This is a genomic window from Bifidobacterium pullorum subsp. saeculare (assembly GCF_016899725.1).
In the GTDB taxonomy this organism is placed as follows: Bacteria; Actinomycetota; Actinomycetes; order Actinomycetales; family Bifidobacteriaceae; genus Bifidobacterium; species Bifidobacterium pullorum_C.
In genome coordinates, this window is sequence record NZ_JACLYU010000003.1 from 39,077 (window position 1) to 51,695 (window position 12,619).

General features: G+C 68.2%; 11 protein-coding genes. 9 read left to right on the forward strand and 2 right to left on the reverse strand.

The genetic code is table 11. From position 1 onward, the window contains the following. Window positions 1-75 precede the first annotated feature (75 nt). Window positions 76-657 carry a xanthine phosphoribosyltransferase gene (locus tag H7U32_RS02710; protein WP_204467855.1) on the reverse strand — a complete coding sequence of 194 codons (582 nt, stop codon included), beginning with the start codon at window positions 655-657 and terminating at the stop codon, window positions 76-78. A gap of 175 nt (window positions 658-832) precedes the next feature. Between H7U32_RS02710 and H7U32_RS02715 the strand changes: the two genes are divergently transcribed. The 3 genes from H7U32_RS02715 to rpsD all read left to right on the forward strand — a co-directional run bounded on the left by H7U32_RS02715 (window position 833) and on the right by rpsD (window position 6,265). After that, window positions 833-2,695, forward strand: a complete 1,863-nt coding sequence (locus H7U32_RS02715) for an acyltransferase family protein (protein WP_204467857.1) — start codon at window positions 833-835, stop codon at window positions 2,693-2,695. A gap of 48 nt (window positions 2,696-2,743) precedes the next feature. Next, window positions 2,744-5,377 (forward strand): ATP-dependent helicase, encoded by a 2,634-nt coding sequence (locus H7U32_RS02720; RefSeq protein ID WP_204467858.1) that lies wholly within the window; start codon window positions 2,744-2,746, stop codon window positions 5,375-5,377. Between the two features lie 261 nt (window positions 5,378-5,638). Further along, on the forward strand, window positions 5,639-6,265 hold the full coding sequence (gene rpsD / locus H7U32_RS02725; protein WP_204467860.1) for a 30S ribosomal protein S4: 627 nt from the start codon (window positions 5,639-5,641) through the stop codon (window positions 6,263-6,265). Window positions 6,266-6,383: 118 nt separating this feature from the next. On the opposite strand, the gene H7U32_RS02730 is transcribed toward rpsD, so the two are convergent. After that, complete coding sequence (locus H7U32_RS02730; RefSeq protein ID WP_204467861.1) at window positions 6,384-6,749, reverse strand: phage holin family protein; 366 nt, start codon at window positions 6,747-6,749, stop codon at window positions 6,384-6,386. 76 nt (window positions 6,750-6,825) lie between these two features. On the opposite strand from H7U32_RS02730, the gene H7U32_RS02735 reads away from it, so the two are divergent. The 6 genes from H7U32_RS02735 to mltG all read left to right on the forward strand — a co-directional run bounded on the left by H7U32_RS02735 (window position 6,826) and on the right by mltG (window position 12,619). Next, window positions 6,826-7,500, forward strand: coding sequence for a histidine phosphatase family protein (locus H7U32_RS02735; protein WP_204467863.1), 675 nt, complete (start codon window positions 6,826-6,828; stop codon window positions 7,498-7,500). Between the two features lie 65 nt (window positions 7,501-7,565). Further along, window positions 7,566-7,955 (forward strand): DUF948 domain-containing protein, encoded by a 390-nt coding sequence (locus H7U32_RS02740; protein WP_204467864.1) that lies wholly within the window; start codon window positions 7,566-7,568, stop codon window positions 7,953-7,955. Continuing rightward, window positions 7,955-8,194, forward strand: coding sequence for a hypothetical protein (locus H7U32_RS02745; protein WP_204467866.1), 240 nt, complete (start codon window positions 7,955-7,957; stop codon window positions 8,192-8,194). The genes H7U32_RS02740 and H7U32_RS02745 overlap by 1 nt, the downstream gene beginning before the upstream one ends. 84 nt (window positions 8,195-8,278) lie before the next feature. Beyond that, window positions 8,279-10,957: an alanine--tRNA ligase gene (gene alaS / locus H7U32_RS02750; protein ID WP_204467867.1), complete on the forward strand. Its 2,679-nt coding sequence runs from the start codon at window positions 8,279-8,281 to the stop codon at window positions 10,955-10,957. A 5-nt stretch (window positions 10,958-10,962) separates the two neighbouring features. Further along, entirely contained in the window at window positions 10,963-11,418 is a 456-nt protein-coding gene (gene ruvX, locus H7U32_RS02755; RefSeq protein WP_204467869.1) for a Holliday junction resolvase RuvX, read from the forward strand. 13 nt (window positions 11,419-11,431) lie between these two features. Beyond that, the gene (gene mltG, locus H7U32_RS02760) at window positions 11,432-12,619 is read left to right on the forward strand and encodes an endolytic transglycosylase MltG (RefSeq protein WP_204467870.1); all 1,188 of its coding nucleotides are present in this window, start codon (window positions 11,432-11,434) and stop codon (window positions 12,617-12,619) included.

A 12,619-nucleotide genomic window follows, 5' to 3' on the forward strand; every position in this document is an offset into this window, starting at 1 on the left:
TGATTCCTCTCTATGGTTGATCGGCAATCGAAGCCCCTGCCCATCCATGGCGGAACGGGCAGGGGCGGGTATTGTTCAGTGGCGGAACTCGATCCGGCCGGTCTGCGGGTCCATCGACTCGACGATGGCCAGCGAATCGACGTCATAGCCTTCGGCGCGCAGCTCGTCGCCGCCCTTCTGGAAGCCCTTCTCCACTGCGATGCCGATGCCCTCGATCACCGCTCCGGCCGCCTCGCACAGGTCGATGAGCCCATGCAACGCCTTGCCGTTGGCCAGGAAATCGTCGATGAGCAGCACATGCTCGCCGGCGTTGAGGTACTTCTTGGAGACGATGACCGGGAACTCCCGCTGCTTGGTGAAGGAGTAGACGGTGGTCGAGTACTGGTCGCCATCGAGGTTGATCGACTGCGCCTTCTTCGCGAACACCACCGGCACGTTGCCGAAGTGGCGGGCCGCGCAACAGGCGATGCCGATGCCGGAGGCCTCGATGGTGAGGATCTTGTCGATCCGCTTGCCGGCGAAATGCTCGGCCCAGGCCTCGCCCATCGCGTCGAACAGGGCGACGTCGCACTGGTGGTTGAGGAACGCGTCGACCTTGAGCACGTCGGCGGTCTTCACGGTGCCCTCGCGCTGGATCCTATCCTCGAGTAACTGCATGGATGCCCCTTTTGGGTTGTGGTGGATCGCTGGTTCCGCACGCACATGGTGCGCGGATAGGTGGCTCAGTCTACGCCCCGAACCTGACGGCACGCCGTGCCCGGGCGGGATGCCGGGGCGGGCCGCGGCATCTATCATGGCGACCGAGGAAACCCAAGGGAGGAGGACCCCGCCCATGCGATTGCGCGCGCGGTACGCCGCGATGGACGGCATCAAGGGACTGGCGCTGCTGGCCATCGTCCTGTACCACGCCGACTCCGGCATGCTGCCGGGCGGCTTCGTCGGCGTCGAGACGCTGTTCGTCGTCTCCGGATTCCTGATGGCGCGCGGACTCATCGCCGAGTCCGACGGCACCGGCCACGTCGGCGTCAGACGCTTCTATGTGCGCCGTCTGGCGCGCCTATGGCCGGCGATGGCGTTCATGGTGCTGGCCTGCGTCTCGCTAGGCCTGCTCATCGACCGTGACACGTTGGTCGGCATCCGCGCCCAGGGGCTTTCCGCGCTCACCTTCTGCTTCAACTGGGCGCAGATCGCCAGCGGCACCAGCTACTTCGCCGCCTCCGTGCCGCAGCTGCTGCGTCCGCTGTGGTATGTGGCGGTGCTCGTCCAGTTCGCGTTGGTCCTGCCATGGCTGGTGGCGGGGCTCAGGCGGCTGCCCGACCGCCGCCTGCGGCCGGTCGCCGTGGGCGTGCTGGCCGTGCTTTCCGCCGTGCTCATGGGGATGCTGTACCAGCCAGGGCAGGACCCGACGCGGGTCTACTACGGCCTGGACACCCACGTCTTCGGCCTGCTCGCCGGGGTGACGCTGGCCTATCTGCTGGCGATGGCGCCCGACCTCGACGACTACCCGGCGTTGGGACACGTCGTGCGGGCGGCCGCGCCCTGGGCGGCCACCGTCGCGTTGGGTGCGCTGGGCGTGCTGGCTGTCACCATGCGCCAGGGTGCCTCCGCCTTCCGCGGAGGCCTCGCCTTGGCCACCATCGCCACAGTGCTGCTCATCGCCGGTTCCGTCACGCGCGGCTCATGGATGGAGGATCTGTTCCGTTGGCGTCCGCTGGCCTTGCTCGGACGGTACTCCTACGGCATCTACTTGTGGCACTGGCCGCTGCTGGTGCTTCTAGACTGCCTGTTGCCCGGGCTCAGGGGACGGTGGATATGGGTGGTCTGGCTGCTCTGCGCCGTGCTCACCGTCGCGATGACCGCCGTCTCCCATCGCTTCGTCGAGTGCCCGGCCCTGGCCGCCGCGCCGGCGTCCGCCGCCGGACGCCGGACGAGCCGCGAGGGAACGCCACGGCCGCTGGAATGGCGGGGCAAGACCGTCGTCGCCATCGTGGCCGCCGTGCTCGTCGCCGGCTTCGCCGCCGGTCTGGTCTGCCAGCCGGAGAAGACCAAGCTCCAGATCGAACTCGAACGGCAGCAGGCGATGCTCGCCGAGCAGGCGGAGAAGCACAAGAAGGCGGCCGACGCCGCGGCCAAGGCGCGGCAGGCCGAGGCCGCCGCCGAGCAGGCGCGCCAGCAGGAGGAGGGTCGCAAACAACAGGATGTGGCCGTCGATGGCACGCAGATCCACGCCTTCGGCGACTCGGTGATGCTCGGCGCCGCCAGCGCGCTCACCGCCGCGTTTCCCGGCGTAACCGTCGACGCGGCCGTCTCGCGCTTCATCCGCGACGCTCCCGGTCTGGTGACCGACGCCAGGCAGCGGGGGAACCTGGGCAAGTTCGTCGTCATCTCGATGAACACGAATTCTGTCGCCACCGAAGCCCAGTTCCAAGCCATCGCCGACGCCGCCGGCGAAGGGCATGTGCTCGTCATCGTCACCGCACATGGCGACCGCAGCTGGATCCCCGTCGCCAACCAGGCCGCCCGCGCCTGGGTCGCCGCCCACCCGGGCATGGCCACGCTGGCCGACTGGGACCAGGCCATCGCCGCGCATCCCGAATGGCTCAACACCGACGGCATCCATCCCACGCAGCCCGGCTGCGACCTGTACGCGACGACGGTGCGCGATGCGATCGAGGCATGGGCCCGGTCCCATTGACCCCGCGATGTGGTAGACAGATACACGCGCACACCAGGGGAGGACCATATGCAGCAGGATTCCGACGTCATCGCCCGCTCCGCCGAGGAGCTCGTGGGCGACCTCAACCCCCAGCAGTCCGAGGCCGTGCAGTACCGCGGTCCGGCCCTGCTCATCGGCGCCGGCGCCGGCAGCGGCAAGACGAGGGTGCTCACGCGGCGCATCGCCTGGATTCTCTCCCAGTTCCGCGCCTGGCCGAGCCAGATCCTCGCCATCACGTTCACCAACAAGGCCGCCGCCGAGATGCGCGAGCGCCTGGAGGGGCTCATCGGCCCGGTCGCCCAACGCATGTGGGTCTCCACGTTCCATTCCGCCTGCGTGCGCATCCTGCGCCGCGACGGCGGCGCCATCGGACTCACCTCCGGCTTCTCCATCTACGACTCGGCCGATGCCGAGCGCTTGGTCAAGCTCATCGAAACCGACCTCAACATCGACGTCAAGCGCTTCACGCCGCGCTCGGTGCTCGGCCGCATCTCCGAGCACAAGAACCAGCTCGTCTCCTGGCGTACGCTGCTCGCCCAGCAGGCGCCCGACTACCGGCCCGGGCAGCGCGGCTACCGCGTCTCGAACCTCGGCAACGTGGACGCCGTCACCGCTGTTGTCTACGCCGAGTACCAGCACCGCCTGGCCCTGGCGAACGCCGTCGACTTCGACGACCTCATCACGCGCACCGTCGAATTGCTGCGGGACCACCCCGAGGTCGCCGAGTACTACCGGCGCAAGTTCCGCTACATCCTCGTGGACGAGTACCAGGACACGAACCACGCCCAGTACGTGCTCGTGCGCGAACTCGCCGGCGTCGACCAGCAGGGCCGTCCGGACTCCATGGCTGCCCGGACGCAGCCCGCCTGGATCACGGTCGTCGGTGACTCCGACCAGTCCATCTACGCGTTCCGCGGCGCCGACATCCGCAACATCCAGGACTTCGAGCAGGACTTCCCCGACGCCCGCACCATCATGCTCGAGCAGAACTACCGCTCCACGCAGACCATCCTCGACGCGGCCAACGCCGTCATCAAGAACAACGAGGGCCGCAAGCCCAAGCGCCTGTGGACCGCGATGGGCAAGGGCGAACCGATCGTCGGCTACGCGGCCGACAACGCCCAGCAGGAGGCCGGCTGGATCGCCAACGAGATCGCCCGGCTGCGTGCCGACGAAGGTATCCGCTACGCGGACATGGCCGTCATGTACCGGGCCAACGCGCAGTCCCGCTCCCTGGAAGAGGGACTCATCAACGCTGGCATCCCCTACCAGCTCGTCGGCGGCACCAAGTTCTACGAGCGTCGCGAGATCAAGGACGCGATGGCCTATCTGCAGGCCATCGTCAACCCGGCTGACGACGTGAACATGCGCCGCATCCTCAACGTGCCCAAGCGCGGCCTCGGCGCCCGGGCCGAGACGCTGGTCGCCGGATGGGCGGACGCGAACAGCGCCAGCTTCTACGCGGGCATCGAGCATATGGACCAGATCGAGGCGATGCCCACCCGCACCCGCAACCAGCTCGCCGCGTTCCGCGAGCTCATCGACAAACTGCGCGCCTTCGCCGCCGAACACGACGCCAAGCCCAGCGAGGTGGTGGCCGAGGTGCTCGACGAATCGGGTCTGTTGGAGGAGCTCCGGCGTTCCGAGGACCCCCAGGACGCCTCCCGCGTGGAGAACCTCTCCCAGCTGCAGTCCGTGGCGGCCGAATACGAGCAGAAGACCCCCGACGCCACGCTGGGCGGCTTCCTGGAGACCACCGCGCTCGTGGCCGACTCCGACCAGCTGCCTGGTGCGGACGAGGACTCCGGCAAGGTCACGCTCATGACCCTGCACACCGCCAAGGGCCTGGAATACCCGGTCGTGTTCCTCACCGGCATGGAGCAGGGCACGTTCCCGCACTCCCGTTCGCTGGAGGACGCCAGCGAACTGCAGGAGGAGCGGCGCCTCGCCTACGTGGGCATCACCCGCGCCAAGCGCCGCCTGTACGTCACACGCGCCGCCGTGCGGTCGCAGTGGGGCCAGAGCGCCGAGATGATGCCCAGTCAGTTCCTCGACGAGATCCCCGCCGACCTCATCGAATGGCGGCGCAAGGAGACCTCGAACGAACGGATGCGCGGCGGCTGGGGTACCTCCTCGGACGCCTTCGACGACGAGTTCGGCGGCTGGGACGACGACTTCTCCTCCGGTTCCGCGTTCGGCGGCTCCTACGGGTCCCCCTACGGTGGCTCCTCGTATGGCGGGTCCACTTACGGCGGTTCCTCGTATGGCGGCTCCTCCTACGGGGGCGGGCGGCGCGGCGGAACGTCCCGCGGCTCATCCTCGTACGGCGGCTCCTCCTATGGCTCGCGTTCCTCGTCCGGCCGGCGCCACGGCTCCGGATCTGCGTACGGCTCCGGGACGTCCTATGGAACGCGCGGCGGCAAGGTGACGACGCGCCGCACCACGCCGCGCGCCTCGGGCGCGTCCGGCGCCATGGCACGCGACAACGGGCTGACGGTCGCGGACTTCGCGGTCGGTGACAAGGTGACGCACGACAAGTTCGGCCTGGGCACCGTCGTGGACCTGGAGGACAAAGGCGCCAAGTCCGTCATCACCGTCGACTTCGGCACCGGCGGCACCAAGCGCCTCATGCTCAAGGTGGCTCCGATCGAGAAGCTGTGAGCCGGCGGGCCGGACGTCCCGGCGCACCGGGCGCGTCCGGGGGAGGCGGTAGGGTATGTTCTTCGGTGCGTGCCATCCGGCATGCATCGTCTGGAGCCTTAGCCCGTCAACGGGTCGGCGGCCATGGTCCTGCGGGACCCAGCCGTTTGTGAGTCATCACAGCGAAGCGTTGGAGAGGCCCGGCTCAGCGCCCCCGGTGTGGCGACACGCCGCCGGCGTTCCGTTCAGACAACGACAGAAAACAACCAAAGGAACACATCAATGACCAACGTTCAGCGTGCTCGCCGCCAGGTGCGCCTTTCCCGCGCCCTCGGCATCGCCCTGACCCCCAAGGCCCAGCGCATCTTCGAGAAGCGCCCGTACGCTCCCGGCGAGCACGGCCATGACCGCCGCCGCACCGAGTCCGATTACGCGGTGCGTCTGCGCGAGAAGCAGCGTCTGCGCGCCCAGTACGGCATCTCCGAGAAGCAGCTGCGCGCCGCCTACGAGAAGGCCACCCGCGTGCCGGGCCAGACCGGCAACGCCATGATGACCGACCTCGAGTCCCGCCTCGACAACCTGGTGCTGCGCGCCGGCTTCGCCCGCACCACCGCCCAGGCCCGCCAGTTCGTCGTGCACCGCCATATCCTCGTCGACGGCAACATCGTCGATCGTCCGTCCTACCGCGTCAAGCCGGGCCAGACCATCCAGGTCAAGGCCAAGAGCCAGACCATGGAGCCCTTCCAGGCCGCGGCCGAGGGCGTGCACCGCGACGTGCTGCCGGCCGTCCCGGGCTATCTGGACGTCAACCTGCCGTCCCTGAAGGCCACCCTGGTGCGCAAGCCGGAGCCGGAGAACATCCCGGTCCAGGTCAACATCCAGTACGTGGTCGAGTTCTACGCCCGCTGATCCGGGCCCGCCTCCTCCCCGACGGAGGAGTCACACCATCCAAGGACATACAGCAAGACCCCGCGAGGCGCGAGCCCCGCGGGGTCTTCGCTATCCGGCCCACGGCGGGGCCGGGCGCTCAGTCGCCCAGGATGCCGCCGACAATGCCGGAGACGATGGACATGACCAGCGAGCCGAGCACGGCCCACAGGAAGCCGTCGATGGCGACGCCTACGCCGAACAGACTCACCGCCAGCCAGCTCGCCAGCTCCATGAACAGCCAGTTGATCACCAGATACAGCAGGCCGAAGCTCAGGATCGTGAACGGCAGCGCCAGCAGCTGGACCACCGGTTTGACGGAGGCGTTGATCAACGCCAGGAACAGGGAGAACGCCGCCACGCCCAGAATCGCGGGGTCGCCCACCGCATGGAATCCGGGCAGCAACGCCACGACCACGCCGGCCGCGATCGTCAGCACCAGCCAACGCACCAGAAAACTACTCATGGCTCCATCGTAACGGCGGGGGAGCGGAGCGCGCGCCATCCGCGGGAATGATTCCGGCGGCACGTAGAATGGCCGCATGATCCTCCATCTGCATCTGGTCCGCCACGGGCAGACCTTCTTCAACCGCTACAACCGACTCCAGGGATGGTCGAACTCGCCGCTGACGGACGCCGGACTCGCCGACGCCGCCAAGGCCGGCGCCAAGCTCGCCGGCATCGACTTCGCCGCCGCCTACTGCTCGGACACGACGCGCGCCCAGATGACCGCCGAACGCATCCTGGACATCAACGAGGCCGCCGGCCATGCCCGTCCCCGGCTCGTCGCGGACATGCACTTCCGCGAGCAGTGCTACGGCTACTGGGAAGGCCTCGACATGTCCATGGCCTGGTTCGCGGCGGGCGCGCCCCACGGCTGCAGGACCTACAACGAGATTGTCGCCAAGGCGGGGCTGGCCGCCACGCGCGACTGGCTCAAGGACGCCGATCCCTTCCACGACGCCGAATCCGACGCCGAATACTGGCAGCGCGTCGAGGGCGCGTTCGCGATCATCGCGGCCAACCCCGGCCTGCACGACGGCGACGACGTCCTCCAGATCAGCCATGGCAACACACTGCTGTCCCTGGCCCACCGCTTCGGCGGCCCGGAGCTGGACTTGGGCGAGCGACCGGCCAACGGCTCGGTCACCGTCCTCGACTTCGACACCGCCAAACCCTTCGACCAAGCCCTGTCCATCGTCTCCTACAACCGCTGACCGTCCACGAAAATAGCCCGCGGGTGTTACTGTGGTGCGGGTAACTGTGTGACTAGGGAGGCATTATGGATGTTGGCCAGATCGCAGGCCTCATCGCGGCGATCGCCTTCGCCGTGCTCGCCGGGTTCCTGATCTACCCGCTGATCAGGCTCGGCAAGCTGTTCGACCAGATCGCCGACACGGTCCGTGAATCGGGCGAGCACGCGATCCCCGCCCTCGACGAGGGCGTGACCACCGTGCGTCAGGTCAACAAGTCGCTGGAGGACCTCAACAAAATCTCCGAGGCGGCCTCGACTACCGCCACGAACGTGGGCGCCCTGACCGATCTGTACGGCTCGTTCCTCGGCAAGCCCGTCATCAAGATCGCCTCCGCCGTCTACGCGGCCAAGTCCACCGCCCTCTCCTTCCTCAACCGGAAGGGCGCGGGCGCCGGCACCGAGCCCAAGGAGTCCTGATGCTCAAGCGACTGTTCTGGGTCGGCGTGGGCGTCGCCCTCGGCGTGCTCGCCGTCACCAAGGCCCAGGCCTACGTCAAGGCCAACACCCCGGACAAGGCCCGCCAGTTCCTCCTCGGCCCCGACCAGGACCATGTGGCCGTCCGCACGCTCTCCGGCCTTATCGCCGAGTTCAACGAGACCCGCCGCGCCCGCGAGGACGAGCTCAACCGCCGCTACGCCAACCGCGCCGCCCGCTGAGACGACTTCTTCCTGCAATCCAGGCGCCGCCATGCGCGGCGCCGCCCAAACGAACACCCATCCGACCAAGGAGCCAACCACCCCATGCGCACTTCTGAAATCGCGAAGCGCTACCTTGACTATTTCGCCAGGCACGACCACCTCATCGTGCCGTCGGCGTCGCTGATCTCGCCGAACCCGACCACGCTGTTCACCATCGCCGGCATGGTGCCGTTCATCCCCTACCTCATGGGCGAGCAGACCGCGCCGCACCCGCGCATGGCCTCCAACCAGAAGTGCGTGCGCACCCTCGACATCGACGAGGTGGGCAAGACCACCCGCCACGGCACCTTCTTCCAGATGCTCGGCAACTTCTCCTTCGGCGACTACTTCAAGGAGGAGGCCATCCACTACGCCTGGGAGCTGCTCACCACGCCCCAGGACCAGGGCGGCTACGGCTTCGACCCCGAGGACCTGTGGATGACCACCTTCACCGACGACGAGGAGGCCCGCGCCCTGTGGCGCAACGAGGGCGTCGACCCCGAGCACATCCAGATCATGGGCATGGAGGACAACTTCTGGACCACCGGCGGCCCCGGCCCCGGCGGCCCCTGCTCCGAGATCTACGTCGACCGCGGCCCCGCCTTCGGCAAGGAGGGCGGCCCCATCGCCGACGAGAACCGCTACATCGAGATCTGGGACCTCGTGTTCGAGAACTACGAGGTGGACAACGTCAAGTCGAAGACCGACCTGCACATCGTCGGCGAGCTCGAGCACAAGAACATCGACACCGGCGCCGGCCTGGAGCGCCTCGCCTACCTCATGCAGGGGAAGAACAACATCTACGAGACCGACGAGGTGTTCCCGGTCATCGAGGCCGCCCAGCGCCTCTCCGGCCGCACCTACGGCGAGGACGCGGCGATGGACGTCAAGTTCCGCGTCGTGGCCGACCATGTGCGCTCGGCCCTGATGATCATGTCCGACGGCGTGCGCCCCTCCAACAACGGCCGCGGCTATGTGCTGCGCCGCCTGCTGCGCCGCACCGTGCAGGCCATGCGCGTGCTCGGCGTGCAGGACGCCGTGCTGCCCACCCTGTTCCCGGTGTCCAAGGCCGCGATGGAGGCCAGCTACCCCGAGCTCAACGACACCTTCCACGAGGTGTCCGAATCCGCCTACGGCGAGGAGGACGCGTTCCGCCGCACGCTCGAGAACGGCACCACGATCCTCGACGTGGCCGTCGAGAAGGCCAAGAAGGACGGCTCCGAGCTCGTCTCCGGTGCCGACGCCTTCACGCTGCACGACACCTACGGCTTCCCGATCGAGCTGACGCTCGAGATGGCCGCCGACCAGGGCGTCAAGGTGGACGAGGCCAAGTTCCGCGAGCTCATGGCCGAGCAGAAGTCCCGCGCCCGTGCCGACGCGCTCAAGAAGCGTCACAACGTGGACCTGTCCGTCTACGACGACTTCAAGAAGACGCTCGCCAAGCCGATCGACTTCCTCGGCTACACCGACATGTCCGCCCGCGCGCGGGTCATCGGCATCATGCAGGAGGGCAAGGGCTCCGTGCCCGCCGTCACCGGCCCGGCCACCATCGAGGTCATCCTCGACCGCACCCCGTTCTACGCGGAGGCCGGCGGCCAGCTGGCCGACCAGGGCGAGATCCTGTCCGACGACGGCGCGGTGCTCGAGGTCGACGACGTGCAGAAGCCAATCAAGGACCTCATTGTCCACCAGTGCCGTCTGACCGAGGGCACGCTGGTTGTGGGCGCGGAGGTCTCCGCGAACATCGACCTGGCCCGCCGCGGCGCGATCGCCCGCTCGCACACCGCCACGCATATGGTGCACAAGGCGCTGCGCGAGGAGCTCGGCCCGCAGGCCACGCAGCGCGGCTCCGAGGACGCCCCGAACCGCCTGCGCTTCGACTTCCAGTGGTCCAAGGCCCCGACCAAGGGCGTGATGAGCGCCGTCGAGGCCCGCGTCAACGACAAGCTGCGTGACAATCTGGCCGTCACCACCCAGGAGATGAAGTTCGACGACGCGATCGCGTTGGGCGCCATGCATCTGTTCGGCGAGAAGTACGGCGACATCGTGCGCGTCGTGTCCATCGGCGAGGACGGCTGGAGCCGCGAGCTGTGCGGCGGCACGCATGTCGACCATGTCGGCAAGATCGGCGCCGTGAGCATCATGTCCGAGGCCTCCATCGGCTCCGGCGTGCGCCGCGTGGACGCCGTCGTGGGCCAGGGTGCCTATGAGTACCACGCCCGCGAGCACGCCCTCGTCTCCCAGTTGTCGGACAAGCTCAACGCCCGTCCGGACGAGCTGGCCGAGCGCGTCAACACGTTGCTGGCCAAGCTCAAGGAGTCCGACCGCCGCTTGGCCGCCATGTACGAGGGCCAGCTGGCCGCCGCCGTGCCCGAGCTCGTCAAGGCCGCCGAGACCAGCGGCAAGCCGGTCAGGATCGCCGTGAAGAACGTGGGCCCCTTCGGCTCCTTCGACGCGCTACGCAAAACCGTGCTCGACATCCGTTCCCGCCTCGGCGAGCAGGCGCCGGTGGTCGTGGCCCTCGCCGGCGTGAACGCCGAGGACAAGCCGATGGTCGCCGTCGCGACGAACGAGGCCGCCCGCAAGGCCGGCATCAAGGCCGGCGACCTGGTGCGCGGCGCCTCCAAGATCCTCGGCGGCGGTGGCGGCGGCAAGCCGGACTTCGCCCAGGGCGGCGGCGCCGACGCGTCGAGGATCGACGACGCGCTGGCCGCGCTCGAGGCCGAGGCGCTCAAGGCCTGAGCCGCATGACCTGGCTCGGAGTGGACCTCGGTGACGCCCGGGTCGGACTTGCATTGTCCGACCCGGAGCTCACCTTCGCACACCCCATCGGCAACATCCCGGCGTACGGTGATTCCTTCCGCGCGCTGGACGACGTGATCGGCGTCATCGAAGACGAGGCCGTCGACCACGTCGTCGTCGGCCTGCCGCTGCTGATGAGCGGGGAGGAAGGCAAAAGCGCGCGCAAGGCGCGGCGTTGGGCCGCGAACCTCGCCAAACGCATCGACGCCATGATCGGGGCGGGGGAGACCCCCCTGACGCAGGCGCCATCGGTACAATTGGTCGATGAACGGCTGACGACGGTCAGCGCACACCGCCAGCTCAGGCAGGCGATTGGCGCGGAACGAGGCCACAGGCCCGCCGTGGACCAGCAATCCGCGGTGGTGATTCTGCAGTCCGCGTTGGACTCCAGGGAGCAGTGACAGGGAGCATCACGTGGCAGAAAGCATCAACGATTTCTTCGAAGAGCATGCGCAGGAGGTCACCGGAACCGGCGAGGCGCCCACGCCGGCGCCGCCGGTGCCTCCGAAATCCCGCAGGGAAATGCGCTCGCGCCGCAAGCGGCGTCATCGCCAGCACACGCTCGCGATTGTCATCGCCGTCGTGCTGGTCGTGGCGGTGATCGTCGGCGCCTTCCTCGGCTATCGCAAGGTCGTGAGCCTGCGCGAGGCCAACGAGCGCGCGCAGCAGGCCAGCCAGATCCAGGACTACAAGCCCGGCACCGAGGGCGACCCCGTCTCCTTCACCGTCCGCCAGGGCGAGGATGTCGTCAGCATCGCCAAGGGCCTTGCCGCGGCCGGCATCGTCAAATCCGAAGCCGCGTTCATCTCCGTGGCCTCCGGCCCGAGCACGGTGCTCTACCCCGGCACCTTCGAGCTGTTCATGCATATGGACGCCGCCTCCGTGCTCGCCATCCTCTCCGACCAGTCCAAGGCCACCGGCTTCCTCGATGTCAAGGCCGGCGAACGCGTCTCGGCCGTCATCGCCAACGCGGCCGAGCTCTCCGGCATCGATCTGGCCGCGTTCCAGGCCATCGTCGATGGCGGAGGCCAGGGGATTCTGCCCGCGGAGGCCGGCGGCAAGTTCGAGGGATGGCTCGAGCCGGGGCAGTACGACGCCAAGTCCGCGAAGAACGCCTCCGCGCTGCTCAAGGAGATGGTCGACCGTCGCATCGCCAAGCTCGACCAACTCGGCGTGCCCGGCGGCGACCAGCGCGAACGGATCCTCAACATGGCCTCCATTGCCGAGGCCGAGGTGAACCAGCCCGACGACTACGGCAAGGTCGTGCGTGTGATCCTCAACCGGCTCGACAAGGGCATGACCCTCGGCATGGACTCCACCGTCGCCTATGGCAACGACGTGGCGCCGAGCAAGCTGACGGACCAGATGCTCTCCGACGCGTCCAACCCGTACAACACACGCCAGCGCAAGGGCCTGCCGCCCACGCCGATCTCCAACCCCGGCGACAACGCGATCAAAGCCGCGCTGGACCCGCCCGAGGGCGACTGGCTGTACTTCGTGACCACGGACCTGTCCACGGGAGAGACCGAGTTCACCGACAACGACGCCGACTTCGAGAAACTCGTGCAGAAGTACAAGACGCAGAACGAGAACGCGAACTGA

Coding starts and splice junctions, on each gene's coding strand:
- H7U32_RS02710 (WP_204467855.1), bottom strand. CDS start 657: ATGCAGTTACTCGAGGATAGGATCCAGCGCGAGGGCACCGTGAAGACC.
- H7U32_RS02715 (WP_204467857.1), top strand. CDS start 833: ATGCGATTGCGCGCGCGGTACGCCGCGATGGACGGCATCAAGGGACTG.
- H7U32_RS02720 (WP_204467858.1), top strand. CDS start 2,744: ATGCAGCAGGATTCCGACGTCATCGCCCGCTCCGCCGAGGAGCTCGTG.
- rpsD (WP_204467860.1), top strand. CDS start 5,639: ATGACCAACGTTCAGCGTGCTCGCCGCCAGGTGCGCCTTTCCCGCGCC.
- H7U32_RS02730 (WP_204467861.1), bottom strand. CDS start 6,749: ATGAGTAGTTTTCTGGTGCGTTGGCTGGTGCTGACGATCGCGGCCGGC.
- H7U32_RS02735 (WP_204467863.1), top strand. CDS start 6,826: ATGATCCTCCATCTGCATCTGGTCCGCCACGGGCAGACCTTCTTCAAC.
- H7U32_RS02740 (WP_204467864.1), top strand. CDS start 7,566: ATGGATGTTGGCCAGATCGCAGGCCTCATCGCGGCGATCGCCTTCGCC.
- H7U32_RS02745 (WP_204467866.1), top strand. CDS start 7,955: ATGCTCAAGCGACTGTTCTGGGTCGGCGTGGGCGTCGCCCTCGGCGTG.
- alaS (WP_204467867.1), top strand. CDS start 8,279: ATGCGCACTTCTGAAATCGCGAAGCGCTACCTTGACTATTTCGCCAGG.
- ruvX (WP_204467869.1), top strand. CDS start 10,963: ATGACCTGGCTCGGAGTGGACCTCGGTGACGCCCGGGTCGGACTTGCA.